This is a genomic window from Streptomyces sp. NBC_01003, from assembly GCF_045162695.1.
Taxonomy (GTDB): domain Bacteria; phylum Actinomycetota; class Actinomycetes; order Streptomycetales; family Streptomycetaceae; genus Streptomyces.
Window position 1 is genome coordinate 6,344,603 of record NZ_CP108707.1, and the last position, 17,517, is coordinate 6,362,119.

General features: G+C 71.3%; 18 protein-coding genes and 1 tRNA gene. 8 read left to right on the plus strand and 11 right to left on the minus strand.

All coding sequences use genetic code 11. The features are described from left to right. Positions 1 to 19: 19 nt before the first annotated feature. Entirely contained in the window at positions 20 to 856 is an 837-nt protein-coding gene (locus tag OG698_RS28995; RefSeq protein ID WP_406106471.1) for an SDR family oxidoreductase, read from the minus strand. A gap of 109 nt (positions 857 to 965) precedes the next feature. Here OG698_RS28995 and OG698_RS29000 point away from each other — a divergent pair, with 109 nt between their 5' ends. Genes OG698_RS29000 through OG698_RS29010 form a run of 3 tightly spaced genes read left to right on the plus strand, consistent with a single transcriptional unit; the run spans position 966 to position 3,303 of the window. Then, positions 966 to 1,397, plus strand: coding sequence for a winged helix-turn-helix transcriptional regulator (locus tag OG698_RS29000; RefSeq protein WP_383084726.1), 432 nt, complete (start codon positions 966 to 968; stop codon positions 1,395 to 1,397). Next, positions 1,394 to 2,659 (plus strand): sensor domain-containing protein, encoded by a 1,266-nt coding sequence (locus OG698_RS29005; protein ID WP_406106472.1) that lies wholly within the window; start codon positions 1,394 to 1,396, stop codon positions 2,657 to 2,659. The genes OG698_RS29000 and OG698_RS29005 overlap by 4 nt, the downstream gene beginning before the upstream one ends. Continuing rightward, entirely contained in the window at positions 2,644 to 3,303 is a 660-nt protein-coding gene (locus OG698_RS29010) for a response regulator (protein WP_399973629.1), read from the plus strand. The genes OG698_RS29005 and OG698_RS29010 overlap by 16 nt, the downstream gene beginning before the upstream one ends. Positions 3,304 to 3,465: 162 nt before the next feature. Here OG698_RS29010 and OG698_RS29015 read toward each other — a convergent pair. The 6 genes from OG698_RS29015 to ehuB all read right to left on the minus strand — a co-directional run bounded on the left by OG698_RS29015 (position 3,466) and on the right by ehuB (position 7,687). Beyond that, positions 3,466 to 3,539 (minus strand) — tRNA-Lys (locus OG698_RS29015). A 61-nt stretch (positions 3,540 to 3,600) separates the two neighbouring features. Next, positions 3,601 to 4,359: an IclR family transcriptional regulator gene (locus OG698_RS29020; RefSeq protein ID WP_406106474.1), complete on the minus strand. Its 759-nt coding sequence runs from the start codon at positions 4,357 to 4,359 to the stop codon at positions 3,601 to 3,603. 197 nt (positions 4,360 to 4,556) lie between these two features. Further along, a complete protein-coding gene (gene ehuA / locus OG698_RS29025) occupies positions 4,557 to 5,327 on the minus strand; it encodes an ectoine/hydroxyectoine ABC transporter ATP-binding protein EhuA (RefSeq protein ID WP_406111339.1) in 771 nt (256 codons plus the stop codon). A 34-nt stretch (positions 5,328 to 5,361) separates the two neighbouring features. Then, positions 5,362 to 5,979 carry an ectoine/hydroxyectoine ABC transporter permease subunit EhuD gene (gene ehuD, locus OG698_RS29030; RefSeq protein ID WP_406111341.1) on the minus strand — a complete coding sequence of 206 codons (618 nt, stop codon included), beginning with the start codon at positions 5,977 to 5,979 and terminating at the stop codon, positions 5,362 to 5,364. A gap of 47 nt (positions 5,980 to 6,026) precedes the next feature. Further along, the gene (gene ehuC, locus OG698_RS29035; protein ID WP_406106476.1) at positions 6,027 to 6,773 is read right to left on the minus strand and encodes an ectoine/hydroxyectoine ABC transporter permease subunit EhuC; all 747 of its coding nucleotides are present in this window, start codon (positions 6,771 to 6,773) and stop codon (positions 6,027 to 6,029) included. Next, the gene (gene ehuB / locus OG698_RS29040) at positions 6,770 to 7,687 is read right to left on the minus strand and encodes an ectoine/hydroxyectoine ABC transporter substrate-binding protein EhuB (RefSeq protein ID WP_406106478.1); all 918 of its coding nucleotides are present in this window, start codon (positions 7,685 to 7,687) and stop codon (positions 6,770 to 6,772) included. The genes ehuC and ehuB overlap by 4 nt, the downstream gene beginning before the upstream one ends. A gap of 109 nt (positions 7,688 to 7,796) precedes the next feature. On the opposite strand from ehuB, the gene OG698_RS29045 reads away from it, so the two are divergent. Next, positions 7,797 to 8,297: a DUF3830 family protein gene (locus OG698_RS29045; protein WP_372562648.1), complete on the plus strand. Its 501-nt coding sequence runs from the start codon at positions 7,797 to 7,799 to the stop codon at positions 8,295 to 8,297. Here OG698_RS29045 and OG698_RS29050 read toward each other — a convergent pair. From OG698_RS29050 to OG698_RS29060, 3 genes are read right to left on the minus strand one after another with little or no spacing between them, the layout of a single operon-like run. Then, positions 8,284 to 9,687: an amidase gene (locus tag OG698_RS29050; RefSeq protein WP_406106479.1), complete on the minus strand. Its 1,404-nt coding sequence runs from the start codon at positions 9,685 to 9,687 to the stop codon at positions 8,284 to 8,286. The two genes, OG698_RS29045 and OG698_RS29050, sit on opposite strands and share 14 nt — an antisense overlap. A 57-nt stretch (positions 9,688 to 9,744) precedes the next feature. Beyond that, positions 9,745 to 10,632 carry a D-2-hydroxyacid dehydrogenase gene (locus OG698_RS29055; protein ID WP_406111343.1) on the minus strand — a complete coding sequence of 296 codons (888 nt, stop codon included), beginning with the start codon at positions 10,630 to 10,632 and terminating at the stop codon, positions 9,745 to 9,747. Between the two features lie 52 nt (positions 10,633 to 10,684). Continuing rightward, positions 10,685 to 10,972: a hypothetical protein gene (locus OG698_RS29060; RefSeq protein ID WP_406106481.1), complete on the minus strand. Its 288-nt coding sequence runs from the start codon at positions 10,970 to 10,972 to the stop codon at positions 10,685 to 10,687. On the opposite strand from OG698_RS29060, the gene OG698_RS29065 reads away from it, so the two are divergent. The 3 genes from OG698_RS29065 (at position 10,971) to OG698_RS29075 (ending at position 13,706) form a co-directional block, all read left to right on the plus strand. Beyond that, positions 10,971 to 11,789 carry an aspartate/glutamate racemase family protein gene (locus OG698_RS29065; RefSeq protein WP_406106483.1) on the plus strand — a complete coding sequence of 273 codons (819 nt, stop codon included), beginning with the start codon at positions 10,971 to 10,973 and terminating at the stop codon, positions 11,787 to 11,789. The genes OG698_RS29060 and OG698_RS29065 overlap by 2 nt on opposite strands. Next, complete coding sequence (locus tag OG698_RS29070) at positions 11,786 to 12,517, plus strand: decarboxylase (RefSeq protein ID WP_399973646.1); 732 nt, start codon at positions 11,786 to 11,788, stop codon at positions 12,515 to 12,517. The genes OG698_RS29065 and OG698_RS29070 overlap by 4 nt, the downstream gene beginning before the upstream one ends. Positions 12,518 to 12,614: 97 nt before the next feature. Continuing rightward, a complete protein-coding gene (locus OG698_RS29075; RefSeq protein ID WP_100594058.1) occupies positions 12,615 to 13,706 on the plus strand; it encodes an LLM class flavin-dependent oxidoreductase in 1,092 nt (363 codons plus the stop codon). A gap of 73 nt (positions 13,707 to 13,779) precedes the next feature. Here the strand turns inward: OG698_RS29075 and OG698_RS29080 are convergent, their stop codons facing one another. Further along, positions 13,780 to 15,678: a putative bifunctional diguanylate cyclase/phosphodiesterase gene (locus OG698_RS29080; RefSeq protein WP_406111345.1), complete on the minus strand. Its 1,899-nt coding sequence runs from the start codon at positions 15,676 to 15,678 to the stop codon at positions 13,780 to 13,782. 346 nt (positions 15,679 to 16,024) lie between these two features. Between OG698_RS29080 and OG698_RS29085 the strand changes: the two genes are divergently transcribed. Continuing rightward, the gene (locus OG698_RS29085) at positions 16,025 to 17,332 is read left to right on the plus strand and encodes a M6 family metalloprotease domain-containing protein (protein WP_406106485.1); all 1,308 of its coding nucleotides are present in this window, start codon (positions 16,025 to 16,027) and stop codon (positions 17,330 to 17,332) included. The last annotated feature ends 185 nt before the right edge of the window (positions 17,333 to 17,517 follow it).

Below are 17,517 nucleotides of genomic sequence, written 5' to 3' on the forward strand. Positions count from 1 at the left end.
TGTGCCCCTTTGGGGCTGCTCAGGCGAAGGCCGCCGCGTTGCGGGCCGCCCACTGTGCGAACGTGCCGGGCTCGCGGCCGAGCAGGGTGCGGACGTCCGGGCTCACCCGCTGCTCGGTGGGGAGCGGCGAGCCGAGGATGTCGAGCGTGCCGTCCACCACCGGCTCCGGCATGAACCGCGTCATGAAGGCGCGGGCCTCCGCGCGGCTCAGTTCGGTGAACCGCACCTCGGCTCCGATCGCCTCGCCGAGCGCCGCGGCCTGCTCGCGCGGTGAGACCGCCACCGGTCCCGTCAGCTCGTAGGCCCGGCCCGCGTGACCGTCCTCGCGCAGCGCGACGGACGCGACCGCCGCGATGTCCGCCGGGTCGACGACCGGCAGCGCCACATCGGCGAAGGGGGCGGCGACGGTGCGGTCGGCGCGGATGGAGTCGGCCCACGCGAAGGCGTTCGAGGCGAAACCACCGGGGCGCAGCAGCGTCCAGTCCAGACCCGACTGTCGCACGGCCTCCTCGAATGCGTGCAGCCTGGCGTGCGAGACGGCGTCGGGCCGCGTCACCGCTCCCTGCGAGGAGAGCAGGACCACACGGCGTACACCGGCCGCCTTCGCCACGGCGAGCACGGCGGCCGGCGGCTCCCCGGCCTGGTGCAGCTCCGCCCCGATCAGCAGGAACAGCGCGTCGGCCCCCTCCAGCGCGGGCCGCAGGCTGTCCGCGTCGCCGACGTCCGCCTGTACGTGGTGTACGGGCAGGTCGGGCGCGGGGCGGCGGGACACGGCGGTGACCTGCTCGCCGGCGGCGGTCAGGGCGGCGACGAGCGGACGGCCGACGTTCCCGGTGGCACCCGTGACAACGATCATCTTCAACTCCCTTGTACTGAGGGGGCTTTGGTGCCCCGCTCTGTTCTCGAAAGCTAGCATCCTGAGTAAAGTAGGTACCTAGAGGAAAGTGACTTTCCGGGAGGGCTGTATGAGCGGCAGTGCATGGCGGAAGGACGGGGGGCCCGAGCAGGCCTGCCCGATCTCGCCGGTTCTCGACATCGTCTTCAGCCGCTGGACCACGCCGATCCTGTGGGCGCTCAACGAGTACGGCACCCAGCGCTTCGTGCAGCTCCAGCGCGCCATCGGCACCATCACGCCGAAGGTGCTCACGCAGCGCCTGCGGCAGATGGAGCGCGACGGACTCGTCGTGCGCACGTACTACCCGGAGGTGCCGCCGCGGGTCGAGTACGAGATCAGCGACCTGGGCCGCAGCCTCGCCCCGCTGTTCGCGACGCTGGCCGAGTGGTCGTCCGGGCATCTGCCCCTGGTCGAGGAGGCGCGGGAGAGGTTCGACGCGGGGGAGGGGGCGGGGCCGGCCCCGGTCACCGGGCCGTCCCCAGCCGCTGGGCCCGCCCGGTGACCTCCCTCGCCGCCTCCCTGCGCGATCCCTCCTACCTGCGCGGCAGCGCCCCGTGGCGTGCCGCCGGATATCTCGCGGGAGGGGTGCTCGTCGGGGCGCCGCTCCTGGTCACGTTCGTGACGCTCGGAGTCGCGGGCGCCGTGCTCTCCCTCGTCCTCGTGGGGCTGCCGCTGCTCGCCCTGCTCGCGCTCGCCGGGGTCCCGGTCGGGGCGCTGGAGCGGCGCCGACTGCGGCCCGTGACCGGCGATGCGGCGCCCAGCCCGCACCGCACACCGGCCGAGCCCGGCGCCACGGCCTGGCTGCGGCTGCGCCTCGGCGAACAGGCGACCTGGCGCGAACTCGCTTACGCCGCACTCCTCGCGCTCGTCCTGTGGCCGCTCGACCTGCTGGTCCTGCTCTGCACGATCGGCCTCGCGGGGGCGGTGGCGGCGGCACCGGTCCAGCTGGTGAGCGCCGGGCACGACACCCGGGTCGTGAAGCTGTGGCTCATCGACTCCTACTGGCAGGCCGGCCTGTGCACCGTCGCCGGGCTCGCCCTGCTGGCGGTGCTCCTCTACCCGCTCGGCGCCTACGCCGCCGCGCGGGCGGCGCTCGCCCGGCTGCTGCTCGCGCCCCGCGAGACGGAGGAGGAGGCGCGGCTCGCGGAGGTCACCAGGTCGCGAGCGCGCCTGGTCGCCGCGTTCGAGGCCGAGCGGCGCCGCATCGAGCGCGACCTGCACGACGGCGCCCAACAGCGCCTGGTCGCCCTCACGATGAGCCTCGGACTCGCCCGCCTCGACGCCCCCGCGACGGGACCGCTCGCCGAACGCATCGCCACCGCGCACGACGAGGCGGGCCAAGTGCTCGTGGAGCTACGGGAGTTGATCCACGGAATCCACCCTCAGGTCCTCGCCGACTACGGGCTCGCGGCCGCCCTCGACGACGCCGCCGACCGCTCGGCCGTCCCCGTCGACACCCGCATCGACCTGCCCCGACTGCCCGGACCCGTCGAATCCGCCGCCTACTTCGCGGTGAGCGAGGCCCTCGCCAACACCGCCAAGCACAGCGGCGCCGGCCGCGTCCTCCTCACCGCACGCCACGAGCGCGGCCGGCTCGTCATCGACGTACAGGACGACGGACGCGGCGGCGCCGATCCCGCGCGCGGCAGCGGGCTCACCGGACTCGCCGACCGGCTCGCCGTCCTCGATGGCACACTGACGATCACCAGCCCGGCCGGCGGGCCGACCGCCCTGTCCCTGGAGATCCCGTGCCCAGCGCTCTGAGAGTGGTCCTCGCCGAGGACGCCGTGCTGCTGCGCGAGGGTCTGGTCGGCCTGCTCGCCCGGTTCGGGCACGAGGTGGTCGCCGCGGTCGGTGACGCGGACGCGCTGCGCGCCGCCGTCGCCGAGCACACGCCGGACCTCGTGCTCACCGACGTACGGATGCCGCCCGGCTTCCAGGACGAGGGCCTGCGCGCCGCGCTCGCCCTGCGCGCGGACCGCCCCGGCCTGCCGGTCCTGGTCCTCAGCCAGTACGTGCAGCGCTCGTACGCGGCCGAGCTCCTCGACACGGGCGACGGCACCGGCGTCGGCTATCTGCTCAAGGACCGCGTGGGCCAGGTCGAGCAGTTCGTCGAGGCGGTGGAACGGGTCGCCTCCGGCGGCACGGTGGTCGACCCCGAAGTCGTACGCCGGCTGCTGCGCCGCCGCCGCGACCCGCTGGAGCGCCTCACCCCACGGGAACGCGAGGTCCTCGCCCTGGTCGCCGAGGGCAGGTCGAACGGAGCGATCGCCCGGGACCTGGTGGTGAGCGAGGCGGCCGTCGGCAAGCACATCGGCAACATCCTGGGAAAACTGGACCTGCCCCCGGCGGACGATACGGACACTCATCGCAGGGTGCTGGCCGTGCTGGCTTACCTGCGGGCTTGAGGGGCGGTGACCCGAACCCTGGGGGTGTGGGTGGCAGAGCCCCCACAACGCGCGGCGCAGCCGCGCGGAAACAACCGGATCCCCGGCCGCCTTCGCTGAGTCGGGGCGGGCCGGTGAATAGCGAATGCCCCCCACTCGCGTGGAGGGCATTCACCGTGTCTGTGCGCCGCCAGGGACTCGAACCCCGGACCCGCTGATTAAGAGTCAGCTGCTCTAACCAACTGAGCTAGCGGCGCCTGCTGACTCGAAAATAATACCTGGTTCTGAGGGGTGCTCCTGACACGCCCGGGCGGGTGCCTAGATCGCCAGGGAGAGCAGGACCGGGGCCGCTCCGCGGTTCAGTGTGTTTGCCGCGTGGTGCAGGCGGTGGGCGTGCTCGATGGGGAGCGAGAGGGCCAGTGCGCCCACTGAGGAGCCGGCCGTGAGCGGGACGGCGGCGCACACCGTGCCCACCGCGTACTCCTGGAGGTCGAGGACCGGCACCGTCGCCGGCTGGGCGTCGAGCTTGGAGAGCAGGACGCGCTCGTTCGTGATCGTGCGCGAGGTGAGGCGGGCCATCTTGTGGCGGGAGAGGTGGTCGCGCCGCGCGTTGAGGTCGAGCTGGCCGAGGAGGCTCTTGCCGATCGCGCAGGCGTGCGCCGCGGAGCGGAAGTCCACCCACTCGTTGACCGCGGGGGTCGTGGGGCCCTGGGCGAGCTGGGTGATGCGGATCTCGCCGTCCACGTACCGGCTGAGGTAGACCGCCGCGCCCAAGGTCTCGCGCAGCCGGTCGAGGGTGTGCTGGAGGCTCGTGGTGAGCGCGTCCTCGCGGCCCTGCGCCGAGCCGAGGCCGGTCAGCGTCTCGCCCGTGACGTACGCGCCGTCGGAGGTCTGCTCCACGTACCCCTCGCGGCGCAGCATGCGCAGCAGTGGGGCGAGCCGGCCGGCGGGCAGTCCGGTCTCGTTGCTGAGCTCGGTGTCGGTGACGCCGGCGCCGCGTCGTGCGACGGTTTCGAGCACACGAAGGGCGTGCTGCACCGACTGGTGCTGCGCGATCGGCTCGTGCTTCAGCGCCACGGCATCCCCCTGCAAGGACCGGTTCCGGACAGCTGGCCTCGGTCCACGATAGCTGTCAAGGGGCCTTTGTGGGGCGCCCGTTGGCGACTTTGGTGGCGCGCTCCGGGCCTGTCAGCAGGAGCGCGCCACCCTGGCATATGCCAAAGTCATGCCCCAGGTTCGGGACCACGGGACTTAGCGGACCTCACCGGTCGTGGTCACAGAACCGCGCTGAGAAATTCCCGCGTCCGCTCGTGCTCCGGATCGCTGAAGATCTTCTCCGGCGGCCCCGACTCGATGACCCGGCCTGCGTCGAACATCAGGACCTGGTCCGAGATGTCCCGGGCGAAATTCATCTCGTGAGTCACGCAGAGCATCGTGATGTCCGTGGTGTGTGCGATGTCGCGCAGCACGTCCAGGACGCCGGCGACGAGCTCCGGGTCGAGCGCGGAGGTGACCTCGTCGAGGAGCAGTACCTGCGGGCGCATCGCGAGGGCGCGGGCGATGGCGACGCGCTGCTGCTGGCCGCCGGAGAGCTGCGTCGGGTACGCGTCGCAGCGGTCACCGAGACCGACCATGTCGAGCAGCTCGCGGGCGCGCTGCTCCGCCTCGTCCTTGGAGAGGCCGAGCACGGTGACCGGCGCCTCCATGATGTTGCGCAGGACCTTCATGTTCGGGAAGAGGTTGAACTGCTGGAAGACCATCCCGATGTTCTTGCGGACCTCGCGGATGTGCTTCTCGCCGGCCGGGACGAGTTTGCCGCCCCGGTCCTCGTGCGTGAGGAACTCGCCGTTGACCTTGATCGTGCCCTCGTCGGGCTTGATCAGGGTCATCAGGAGCCGCAGGATCGTCGTCTTGCCGGAGCCGGACGGGCCGATCAGCGTGACGTGCTTGCCGGAGTCGACGGAGAAGTCGAGCTCGTCGAGGACGGTGTTCCCGCCGAAGCGCTTGACGACCTTGTCGAAGCGGATCAGCTCGCTGCCGTCCACCTTGGGGTTGGCCTGGTCTACGGGGAGGTTCGGGTCAGCGGACAAGACGTCGCTCCAGGGCTCGGAGGAGGAGGGAGGAGGGGTAGGCGATGACGATGAAGGCGACACCCACGACCGTGAGGGCCTCCGTGTACTGGAAGGTCTGGGCCGCTTCCAGGCGGGACCGCTGCAGCAGTTCGAGCACGCCGATCCCGGCGAGCAGCGGGGTGTCCTTCAGCATCGCGATCACGTAGTTGCCGAGCGCCGGGATCACGCGGCGGATCGCCTGCGGCAGGATCACCGCCGTCCACGTCCTGCCGTACGGCAGGCTCAGCGCCCGTGCCGCCTCCCACTGGCCGACGGGCACGGCCTCGATGCCCGCGCGGTAGACCTGCGCGGTGTACGTCGAGTAGTGCAGGCCGATGGCGACGATGCCGGTGGTCAGGGCGGAGAACTGGATGCCCCACTCCGGCAGCACGAAGTACAGGAAGAAGAGCTGCACGAGCAGCGGGGTGTTGCGGACGAACTCGGTGACGATGCCCACCGGCCAGCGAACGAAGCGCGTCGGTGCGCGGAGGGCGAGCGCCCAGATCAGGCCGACGCTGAAGGAGATCAGCGAGCCGAGGACGAGGGCCTGAAGCGTGACGAGCACGCCGTCCCAGAAGTGCGGCATGAAGTCGGCGACGGCCGACCAGTCCCAGGTGTCGGAAGCGGTGGTGATCACGCGCCGCCACCTCCCGCGCTCGTGGGAACGGGTGCGGTCTCCGTCGTCTGACGGATGTTGAGCTTGCGCATGATGCCGATTCCCGGGTCAGGGCGCTGGCCGATACCGGCCTTGGTCTTGCGCTCGAGCGCGCGCATCCCGCGCGTGAGCAGGAAGGCGATCACGAAGTAGATGACGAGGGTGATCGCGTAGATCTGGGCGCTCTCCTGGGTGGCGAGGCGTACCAGGTACGCGGCGAAGGACACGTCACCGATGCCGAGCAGCGAGACCAGAGCGGTGCCCTTGAGGAGTTCGATCAGCAGGTTCGAGAACGGCGGGATCATCTCCGGCACGGCCTGCGGCAGCATGATCAGCCGCATCCGCTGCCAGGGGGTGAAGCTCAGCGCGACCCCCGCTTCGCGCTGGGCGGGCGTCACCGAGTTCAGCGCGCCGCGCACCACCTCGGCGCCGTACGCGCCGTAGGACAGGCCGAGCGCCAGGACCGCGGCCCACATCGGGACCAGCGACCAGCCGGCGAGCTGCGGCAGTACGAAGAAGATCCAGAACATCAGGATCAGCGCCGACGTGCCGCGGAAGACCTCGGTGTAGAAGCCCGCGACGAAGCGCACGATCCACAGCCTGTGGGTGCGGGCCGTGCCCACACCGAAGGCGACGACGGTCGCGAGGGCCGCGCTGTACACGGTCAGCTGGATCGTGATCCAGATGCCCGGAAGGACCCAGTGTTCCCACAGTCCCGCTGTCATTTGCACAGCTCCTCTGCGGTCAGCTTCGTCATCTCGGCATGCGTGAAACCGAACGGCCGCAGGATGCGGAAGAGTTCGCCGTTCGCCTTCATCTTGTGGATCTCCTTGTTGAAGGCGTCGCGCATCGCGGTGTCGTTCGAGCGGAACGTGAACCCGCCGCCGTCGACGTGCTTCTTGCCTCCGACCAGGGGCGCGAACGGCTCGGTGTGCTCGGCCTTGCGGCTCTTCTTCGTCACCTCACGCGTGGTGAGGGCGGTGCCGGCGAACACGTCGATGCGTCCCGCCTCCACGGCGTTCAGGCCGGCGACCTGGTCCTGGAGGATGACGATGTCGCTCTCCTTGTAGCCCGCCTCGACCGCGTAGGCGATCTCCGCGTAGCCGGTGCCCGTGCCGAGCTTCGCCTTCGCCTTCACGCAGTCCGCGTAGTCGTGCAGGTCCTTCGGGTTGCCCTTGCGGACGATGAAGGAGTCGAGCATCTGGTACTCGGGGTCGGAGAAGATGACCTGCTGGCAGCGCTCCTTGTTGATGTACATCCCGGCCGACACCACATCGAACTGCTGGGTCTGCAGGCCGGGTATCAGGGAGCTGAAGTCGGTGGCGACGGGCTGGACATGGCCGACACCGAGCCGTTTGAAGATGACCTTGGCGAGTTCGACTGCCTCACCGGTGAACTCGCCGTTGTCGTCGATGTAGCCGTACGGCACCTCGCCGGCGATCCCGAGACGCACCGTGCCCTGCCCCTGGAGCCGCGCGAGCGTGTCGCCGTTCGGGACGCGGCTGCAACCAGCGGCCCCGAGGGCGCCGGCCGCGCCGAGAGCGGTGGCACCGATGAGCAGAGATCGTCGGCCTATGCCCTTTCTGTTGCTTCCTAGGCTTCTTGTTCCTTCTGTGACATTCCAAATAGGTGGAGCCATGGGCGCGCGGCTACCCGACTCGACACGACCTATGCGTATCAATTCAAGCCCCTGATGCGAGCGGGGCGCCCTTGACCCAGGGGGGACCATGGGGCTGAACATGGAGGGCATGGCCGACCGATACATCGAAGTCTCCCTCGCCAAGCGGGGAGTTCAGTGCACGGCAAAGCTGCTCGACGACCGCGCTCCGCTGACCTGCGCGGCGGTGTGGGACGCGCTTCCACTGGGCTCCGACGTCTACCACGCGAAATACGCGCGCAACGAGATCTACGCCCTTTTCCCGGCATTCGCGGACCGGGAACCACCCCTGGAGAACCCGACCATCACCCCCATTCCGGGGGACCTCTGCTATTTCTCCTTTTCTGGTACGGAACTGGGGACCCAGGCATACGGCTATGAATCCGGCGCCGAGCTGAAGCCCGGCGCCGCCGTCGTCGACCTCGCCCTCTTCTACGAGCGCAACAACCTGCTGATCAACGGCGACGTCGGCTGGGTCCCCGGCATCGTCTGGGGCCAGGTCGTGGAAGGCCTCGACCGGATGGCCGAGGCCTGCCAGGACCTGTGGCGCGGTGGCGCGCTGGGCGAGACCCTTGCCTTCAGGCGAGCGTAGGCGCCGGAATTCCGGCGATCCCCGCCTCGTACAGGCTGTGCGCGGCACGCAGGACCAGCGCGTCCGCGTGCCGCGCGCCCACGATCTGCAGCCCCACCGGCAGCCCGTCCGCGTCCACCCCCACCGGGACGGTCGCGGCCGGCTGCTGCGTCAGGTTGAACGGGTACGTGAACGGCGTCCACCCCGTCCAGCGCCGCAGCCCCGAGCCCTTGGGCACCTCGACGCCCGCCTCGAACGCCGTCAGTGGCAGCGTCGGCGTCACCAGCAGGTCGTACGTCGAGTGGAACCGGCCCATCCGCCGCCCGAGCTCGGCCCGCACGTCGACCGCCGCGAGATAGGCGAGCGCGCTGTACCCGGACCCCTGCGCACAGATCTCGCGCAGGCCGGGATCGAGCAGCGCGCGCTGCGCGGGCGAGAGGTTCTGTGTCACGCGCGCCGCCCCGCTGAACCACAGCGTGTGGAAGGCCTCCACCGGGTCCGTGACGTCCGGATCGGCCTCCTCGACGTACGCCCCGAGCCCCGCGAGTCCCTCAACGGCCTTGCGGACCGCCGCCGCGACCGCGGGCCGCACCGCGACCTGCCCGCCGAACGACGGTGAGAACGCGACGCGCAGTCCCCGCACCCCGCCGCTCAGCCCGTCGCGGAAACCGCCCTCCACCGGGCCGAGCTGCGACCAGTCACGCCAGTCCGCCCCGGTGATCACGTCCATCATCAGCGCCGCGTCGGCCACGTCCCGCGTCATCGGCCCCACGTGCGAGAGCGTCCCGAACGCGGACGCGGGATAGAGCGGCACCCGCCCGTACGTCGGCTTCAGGCCGAAGATCCCGCAGAACGCCGCCGGGATCCGCACCGAGCCGCCGCCGTCGGTGCCCAGGGACAGCGGCCCCGCCCCGAGCGCCACCGCCGCGGCGCTGCCGCCGCTCGATCCGCCCGAGGTGCGCGAGAGGTCGTACGGGTTGCGGGTCACGCCCGACAGCGGCGAGTCCGTGACGCCCTTCCAGCCGAACTCCGGCGTGGTCGTACGGCCCACGAACACCGCGCCGTGCTCGCGCAGCCGCGCCACGGACGGCGCGTCCTCGTCCCACGCGCCCTCGGCCCGCACCGTGCGCGAGCCGCGCAGCGTCGGCCCGCCGCGCATCAGCAGGATGTCCTTCACCGACACCGGGACCCCGTCCACCAGGCCCTGTGGCTCACCTCTGCGCCAGCGCTCCGCGCTCGCCTCCGCCTGCGCGAGGGCGGTCTCCGCGTCGAGCCGCACGAAGGCGTTGACCGCGGGATCCACCTCCTCGATGCGGCGCAGGACGGCCCGCGTGGCATCGACGGGGCTGAACCCGCCCTTGCGGTAGCCGTCGACGAGCGCTTCCGCGGTCAGCTCGGTGAGCTCGGTCATCCGCTCTCCTCAGGTCGGTCCGGGAGTGCCGATCCAGGACGTGATCATTCAGATCGGTCAGTGTCCGGGGACATACCCACGTTTCTTGTCGACCACGTTCGGAAGCGGCTCCCCGGACGCCCATTTCTCGTAGAACTCCACGAACTGGCGCGACAGTTCGTCCCGCCAGCCGACGATGTCGCCGCTCATGTGCGGGGAGACGATCAGGCCGGGCTCCGTCCACAGGGCGCTGTCCCGCGGCAGCGGCTCGTGCTCGAAGACATCGAGCGCCGCGCCCGCGATCCACCGCTTGGCCAGCGCGTCCGCGAGGTCGTCCTCGACCACGAGCTGTCCGCGGCCCACGTTGATGAAGCGGGCGGACGGCTGCATCATCCCGAAGAGCCGCGCGTCGAACATGCCGCGCGTGTCGTCGGTCAGCGGCGCCGCGCACACCACCCAGTCCGCGCGGGCCATCAGCCGCCCGAGGTCCGCCGGCCCGTGCACTCCGGCCCGCGCGGTGCGCCCGACCAGCGCCGTCGTGATCCCGAGCGCCTTCAGCGTCGCGACGATCGCCCGGCCGATCGGCCCTGAACCCACCACGCAGGCCCGGGTGCCCGAGACGCGCTGCGTCTCACGGTGGCGCCACTCGCGCTCGCCCTGGAGAGCGAGGGTGCGCGGAAGGTCCTTCGCCATGGCCAGGACGAGCGCGCCCACGTACTCGGCGATCGGCTGGTCGAAGACGCCGCGCGCGTTCGTCACGACCGTGTCCGAGGCGGCGAGTTCCGGGCACATCAGCCGGTCGACGCCCGCGCTCGCGGTGTGCACCCAGCGCGGGCGAGGGCCCTCGCCCGGCCAGGCGCGGCGCACCGCGTCGGACAGGAAGTCCCAGACCAGCAGCACGTCGGCCGAGGGGAGTTGGGCGGCGAGCGTCGACTCGTCGGCGTGCACGACGTGCGCCCGGCCCATGAGCCGGCCCAGGCGCGGCGGGGGGTCGTCGTCGAGCACCAGCAAAGTCACTTCAGACACGTTCGCTCCGGTCGTCGGGCCGCGCACTGGGGGTCATCGGGCCGGGAATCTGGCTGGTCGTCGAGCCGGTCATCGGGCCGGTCATCGGCAGAAACCGTTTCGCAACGAGGGTCCGCTTCATTGGTAGGAAAAAGTGCGGATTGACCACGCTGGCACCCGAACCTACCTTCGTCAACAGAGGCACTTTTCCGTTGCCCCCGCCCTGTCCCGACGTCCCGGCCCGCCGGCCGGCTCTCCGCAGCATCGTCTCGAACGTCTCAAGAGACTTGGGGCCTGTCATGGACGTCTCCTTCCTCGGCGGACCGCACCCGCAACGCGGTGTCGGTGTCGTCGCACCCTTCGACTTCGCCCTCGACCGCGAGCTGTGGCGCTGGGTTCCAGACGAGGTGTCACTGCACCTCACCCGTACCCCGTACGTGCCCGTCGAGGTCAGCCTCGACCTGGCACGTCTGGTCAGTGAGCACGAGACCCTCGGCGAGGCGGTGCGCGCGCTGAGCGCCGCCGAACCAGAGGTTCTCGCGTACGCCTGTACGTCGGGCAGCTTCGTCGGCGGCATCGCGGGCGAACGCGCCATGTGCGAGGCGATGTTCCGGTCGGGCGAACGCCCCTCCGTCACCACGTCGGGAGCGCTCCTCGAAGCGCTCACCGAGCTGGGCGCCCGCCGAATCGCCCTGGTCACCCCGTACACGCGGTCGGTGACCGAGTCGCTCGAGGAGTATCTGGCCGAGGCCGGCATCACCGTCACGGGCCGCGCCTTCCTCGGCCTGACCCGGCACATCTGGAAGGTGCCGTACCGGGACGTGGCCGACATGGCCAGGGGCGCCGCCCGCCAGGACGCCGACGCGCTGTTCATCAGCTGCACGAACCTGCCGACGTACGACGTCATCCCGCAGTTGGAGGCCGAGCTGCGGATCCCGGTGATCTCAGCCAATCAGGTCACGGTGTGGGCAGCGCTGCGCAGGCTGGGTACCCGTGCCGTGGGGCCGTATCAGGCGCTGCTCGACGAGTCGGCGCGCCACTGGCCGGCCCCCGAGCTGCCGCAGATGCCGCAGGAACCGGCCCATGAGCTGCCGGAAGAACAGGAAGGGTGGGCATGACCGCAGTCGGATTTCTCTACCCGGGACACTCGGCCGAGGACGACTATCCGCGAATCGAAATGCTGATCGACAGCGATGTGAGGCTGTCGGTCGTCCACACGGACATCGGTGAGGACGCGCACCGCGTCGACGCGCTGATCGAGATGGGCTCCCCGCAGCGGCTCGCCGCCGGTGTCGAGGAGCTGCGCCTGTCCGGCGCCGAGGCGGTCGTCTGGGCGTGCACCAGCGGCAGCTTCGTCCGCGGCTGGGAGGGCGCGCACGAACAGGTGCGGGACCTGGCCAGGGCCGCGGGCCTGCCCGCCTCCAGTACGTCGTTCGCGTTCGCCCACGCCGTACCGGAGGTCGGCGCGCGCAGCGTCGCCATCGCGGCGACGTACCCGGAGGACGTGGCGGAGCACTTCCGTACGTTCCTGAAGGCGGGCGGCATCGAGGTCGTCTCGGTGCGCGGCAGCGGCATCATCACGGCGGCCGAGGTCGGCACCTGGGGCTGGCCGGAGGTCAGGGCGATGGCGAAGGCGGGCGATCACGCGGACGCGCAGGCGCTGCTCCTGCCGGACACGGCCCTGCACACAGCGGCCTACGTCCGTGACCTGGAGCAGGAGCTGGGCAAGCCGGTCCTGACGGCCAACCAGGTCACCGTGTGGGAGGCACTGCGGCTTGCGGGGCGGCGGGTGAACGCGCCGGCGCTCGGCGCGCTCTTCACGAAGGAGCCGCTGGTGCAGGTCTGAGGCTTGTCCGGCGTCCGGATCAAGGTGTCCGGAATAAACCGGAGCCATCCTCCGTTAAGTCCGGGCGCAGACAGCACCGTACTTACAGGAGGACTCAGTGGCCGGAAACGACGAGATCCGGGCAACCGCCCAGGGCGCCGCCCCCGTGCCCCTTTCGGTCCTCGATCTGGTGACCGTCGGCGCCGGCCGCACCGCCACCGACGCCCTCCGCACCAGCGTGAAGATCGCCAAGCTGGCCGAGAACCGCGGCTTCAACCGCTACTGGGTCGCAGAACACCACTCCATGCCCGGAGTGGCGTCCTCGTCCCCGGCCGTGATCCTGGCCCATCTCGCCGCCCACACCGAGCGCATCCGCCTCGGTTCGGGCGGCGTCATGCTGCCCAACCACGCGCCCCTGGTCATCGCCGAGCAGTTCGGCACCCTGGAGGCGATGGCCCCGGGCCGTATCGACCTCGGCCTCGGCCGCGCCCCCGGCACCGACGGCGCGACGGCCGCCGCCCTGCGCCGCACGGACCGGCTCAACGAGGGCGCCGACGACTTCCCCCAGCAGCTCGCCGAGCTGACCCGCTTCCTCGACGACGACTTCCCGGACGGCCATCCCTACGCCCGCATCCACGCGGTCCCGGGCCCGGTCCAGGCGACGTCCCCCGGCGGCGTGCAGTCCCCGCACCGCCCGCCCATCTGGCTGCTCGGCTCCTCCGGCTTCAGCGCCCGTCTCGCCGGCGTCCTCGGCCTGCCCTTCGCGTTCGCGCACCACTTCTCCGCGCAGAACACGGTCCCGGCCCTCGACCTCTACCGCGAGTCCTTCAAGCCGTCGGCGGTCCTGTCCTCCCCGTACGCCCTCATCGGCGTCTCCGCGCTCGCCGCGGACGAGGAGAAGGAGGCCCGCCGCCAGGTCCTCGCGGCCGCCCTCAACATGGTCCGTCTGCGCACCGGCCGCCCCGGCCTCGTACCGACCCCCGAGGAGGCCGAGCGTTACGAATTCAGCCCGATGGAGCGGGAGTTCGTCGACAGCTGGAACTCGAACGTCATCCACGGCACCGCCGACGAGGTCCGCGCCGGCCTCGACGACCTGCAGAAGCGCACCGGAGCCGACGAGCTGATGCTCACCGCCAACGCCCACACCGCCGAGATCCGCCTGCGCAGTTACGAACTCGTCGCCGACGCGTACGGGCTGCCGCAGGCCTGACCCGGCCGACCGGGTGCCGCCTCGCACGGGGGGAGGCGGCACCCCGCGTTCCTTCCCGACCCGTCGGGAGGCGTCAGGAAGCCGTCAGCAGCGCGGAGATACGATCCGGCGCCACCGGGCGCGAGTACAGCCAGCCCTGGCCCGTGTCGCAGCCGATCTGGCGCAGGCGCGCGGCCTGCGCCGCCGTCTCCACGCACTCGGCGGTGACCGTGAGGCCGAGCCGGTGCGCGAGCTGCACCATGGCCTCGACGATCACGGCGTCCGCGGGGGTCGCGTGCTCGCCCCCTTCGTCGTACTGGAATCCGCGCACGAACGAGCCGTCCAGCTTCAGGACCGACACCGGGAGCCTGCTCAGGTATGCGAGGTTCGAGTAGCCGGTGCCGAAGTCGTCGATGGCGATGTGCACGCCCATGTCGCTGAGCGACTGCAGGGTCTGGAGGGGGCGGCCCGCCGAGCCCATCACCGCCGACTCGGTCAGCTCCAACTGCAGCAGTTCCGGGGCGAGTCCGGTCTCCGCGAGGACCTCGGCGACATCCGCCACCAGGTCCGAGTCCCACACCTGACGCACCGCCACGTTCACGCTCACATAGACCGGCGGAGTCCGGGGGTGCTCCAGCTGCCAGCTGCGCGCCTGCCGGCACGCCGTACGCAGGATCCACCGGCCCAGCTGCACGATCGAGCCGTCCTCCTCGGCCAGTCCGATGAACCGATTCGGCGTGAGCATTCCGAACTGGGGGTGATCCCAGCGCACGAGCGCCTCGACGCCGCGCAGCACCCCGTCGCCCAGATTCACCAGCGGCTGGTACTCGAGGACGAACTCGCCGCGCTCCACCGCGGGGCGCAGGCTCGACGACAGGGCCTGTCGGGTCATCCGGTGCGCGTTGCGCTCCGGGTCGAAGAGCGTCCAGCGCGCCTTGCCGTCGGCCTTCGCCCAGTACAGCGTGGTGTCCGCGGCCTGCATCAGGCCCGTCGCCGTCGTGCCCTCCATGCGCCGCTCCACGACCCCGATCGAGGCCGACACGGCGAGCCGCTGCCCCGACAGGTCGAACGGTTCCTGGATCGCCCGGAGCACCGATTCGGCGAGCGCCGAGAGCTGTTCCGTGCCGGCCGAGTCCTCGACGAGCAGCGCGAACTCGTCGCCGCCGAGCCGCGCGACCAGCGGGGCCGCCGCCCCACGGCCGTAGCCGATCCGGTCGGCGCAGCGCGTGAGGCGCTCGGCGACGGCGGCGAGCAGCCGGTCCCCGACGCCGTGCCCGAGTGAGTCGTTGACCGCCTTGAACCCGTCGAGGTCGAGGTAACACAGCCCGATCCGTCCGCTGCCCGCCCCGTCGTACGCGCCCGCCTCCAGCGCGGCGGAGAGCCGCTCGAAGAACAGCGTGCGGTTCGGCAGCCGGGTCACCGGGTCGTGCATCTGCAAGTGCCGCAGCCGCGCCTGGAGTTCACGGCGGGCGCTGATGTCGGCGAGGGAGAGCAGCACCGTACGGCCGCCCGGCACCGGCGAGACGGTGACCTGGACCCACACGGAGTGCCCGTCGGGGTGCTTGATCCTGCGGGTGCACGTCAGCCGCGCCTGCCGCCCGCGCAGCACCTCGCGGTACGTGTGCCAGGTGCGGGAGTCGGACGCCAGGTCCACGAGCTCCGCCGCCGTGCGTCCGGTGAGCCCGCCGGGGTCCTCCACGCCGAGGATCGCGGCGAGCGCGGCGTTGGCGGTGACCACCTGGCCCTGGCGGTCCACGACGGCCAGGGCCAGGGGTGCGGCGAGGAAGGCCGAGAGGTACGGGGCGGGCGGGGACGCCGGCGGGGGAGGGGGTTCGAGGCCGAGCGCCTCGTGGGCCCGGGCGTCCTGGCCCGCGCGTACGGAGTCGGGGGCAGGGGCGTGCGAGGGCGCCGCCACCGCTGCGGAACTCTCCGTGACGGCGCGGCGGGTGGAGTCGGGTGCCGCGTCGGCCGCGGTCGTCGGCCCTTCGGACATTCCGCTCACCGCTAGCTCCCGCAGTGCAGTCGTTCCGGGGGTCCGGGAGGGTTGCTCCCGGGTCATCACAGCCTGAGTGGCGAACGGCCTTCGCAGCCGGGCCCGCGCAGGAAAGTGTGCCGATCATAGAGGCAGCCCCGAGGCGCGAGCCAGCCTTGCCCGCCCGATCCGCCGGTTCGGCGGCATCCCGGGGTAGCCGGCAGATCGTTTCTGCTCGTGCCCGGCACAGCTTCTGGCCTCCCGCGATCGCGCGTGACGTTCTGTGACCGCCCGGGGTGTCGCCTCCTCACCCGACCGGGCCAGATAAACAGGGCGTAGTAGTACAAATCCCCACACTCTGGGTTGGGTGTCCCGCTTTCCCGATCCGGAGGTCGACTTGCCGCGTCCGCTGCCACCCGGGGGAGTGGAGAGACCGCGCCTGCGCACCGTCGGTGCGGCCCTCACCGCGCTCACCGCCATGGCCGCCACGTCACTGGTCGCGGGTCCCGCGATTTCCGCCCCCTACGCGGGGCCCTGCAAGCTGGAGCGCACGGCGGCCCACCACTCGGAGGGCCTCGACACCTGGAACAGCGCCTATCCGCGCCCGGTCAGGACCCTCGACGCGGTGATGGTCTTCCTCTCCTTCCCCGACGCCCGGCCGACGACGACCCCCAAGGAACTCACGGCCGACTACTTCCCCGCCACCAGCGACTTCTACGACCGGGCCTCCTACGGGAAGTTCCACCTGGTCCCGCACCCGCAGCGCCGCTGGCTCCGCATGCCGCACAGCTCGACCTCGTACGCCATAGAGCGCGACTGGGACGCCGCGCACCGCGGCGCCTATCTGCGCGACGCCCTCGCCACGGCCGACCGGCACACCGACTTCAGGAAGTTCGACGTCGTCTACTTCATCGCCGACCCCGACGCCCCGGGCGTCGACTCGGACGCCACGAAGGTCGTCAACTTCGACAAGCCGATGCGGGCCGACGGTACGGACATCAAGCGCATCGTCACCGTCTTCGAGCAGCACCCGCCCGACCGCAACGTCCTCGCCCATGAGACGGGCCACGTCTTCGACCTGCCGGACCTCTACCATCGGCCGACCGACGGCAAGGGTGACTGGGACACGTATGTCGGTGACTGGGACGTCATGGGCAGTCAGTTCGGGCTCGCGCCCGACTTCCTCGGCTGGCACAAGTGGAAGCTGGGGTGGCTGGACCGGCGGCAGGTGGTGTGCGTGACCAGCAGCCGGCGGGTCACCCTCGAACCCCTGACGTCCGCGCCCGCGCGGCCGGGCGCGGCGCCCGGAACCAACGGGGCGCCGTTCGGCGCGGGCTACGGGACGAAGCTGGCCGTCGTGCGCACCGGGGAGGACAGCGCGATCGCCCTGGAGGCCCGCAGCGCCGACGGCAACGACGCGGCGACGTGTTCCGAGGGCATCCTCGTCTACCGGGTGCGCAGCGAGACCGCCTCCGGCAGCGGCCCGGTCGAGGTGCTCGACGCACACCCCGACACGGACGCGTGCTTCGGCGACTCGGTGTACCCGGCGCTCGCGGACGCACCGGTACGGGTGGGCGAGAGCTACAGGGTGCCGGGCGAGAACGTACGGATCAAGGTCGAGGGGCGTACGCGGTCGGGGTCTTGGACGGTGAAGGTGGGTGTGGGCAAGGGCTGAACGCCTTCCGGGAAGGCACCGGCATACGCAAGACGCCCCTCGCTCTCGCGAGGGCCTTCGCTGTGTCTGTGCGCCGTCGGGGACTCGAACCCCGGACCCGCTGATGCTGTGTCTTCTCGGGGGGTGCCCCCCGGATCCCCGGCCGCCTTCGCTGAGTCGGGGCGGGCTCGGCAACAGCGAAGGCC

What these genes read in the sequence shown, in the direction of transcription:
- OG698_RS28995 (WP_406106471.1), bottom strand. Translation starts at nt 856, where the DNA reads ATGATCGTTGTCACGGGTGCCACCGGGAACGTCGGCCGTCCGCTCGTC.
- OG698_RS29000 (WP_383084726.1), top strand. Translation starts at nt 966, where the DNA reads ATGAGCGGCAGTGCATGGCGGAAGGACGGGGGGCCCGAGCAGGCCTGC.
- ehuD (WP_406111341.1), bottom strand. Translation starts at nt 5,979, where the DNA reads ATGCCGCACTTCTGGGACGGCGTGCTCGTCACGCTTCAGGCCCTCGTC.
- ehuC (WP_406106476.1), bottom strand. Translation starts at nt 6,773, where the DNA reads ATGACAGCGGGACTGTGGGAACACTGGGTCCTTCCGGGCATCTGGATC.
- ehuB (WP_406106478.1), bottom strand. Translation starts at nt 7,687, where the DNA reads ATGGCTCCACCTATTTGGAATGTCACAGAAGGAACAAGAAGCCTAGGA.
- OG698_RS29045 (WP_372562648.1), top strand. Translation starts at nt 7,797, where the DNA reads ATGGCCGACCGATACATCGAAGTCTCCCTCGCCAAGCGGGGAGTTCAG.
- OG698_RS29050 (WP_406106479.1), bottom strand. Translation starts at nt 9,687, where the DNA reads ATGACCGAGCTCACCGAGCTGACCGCGGAAGCGCTCGTCGACGGCTAC.
- OG698_RS29055 (WP_406111343.1), bottom strand. Translation starts at nt 10,632, where the DNA reads ATGGGCCGGGCGCACGTCGTGCACGCCGACGAGTCGACGCTCGCCGCC.
- OG698_RS29065 (WP_406106483.1), top strand. Translation starts at nt 10,971, where the DNA reads ATGGACGTCTCCTTCCTCGGCGGACCGCACCCGCAACGCGGTGTCGGT.
- OG698_RS29060 (WP_406106481.1), bottom strand. Translation starts at nt 10,972, where the DNA reads ATGACAGGCCCCAAGTCTCTTGAGACGTTCGAGACGATGCTGCGGAGA.
- OG698_RS29070 (WP_399973646.1), top strand. Translation starts at nt 11,786, where the DNA reads ATGACCGCAGTCGGATTTCTCTACCCGGGACACTCGGCCGAGGACGAC.
- OG698_RS29080 (WP_406111345.1), bottom strand. Translation starts at nt 15,678, where the DNA reads ATGTCCGAAGGGCCGACGACCGCGGCCGACGCGGCACCCGACTCCACC.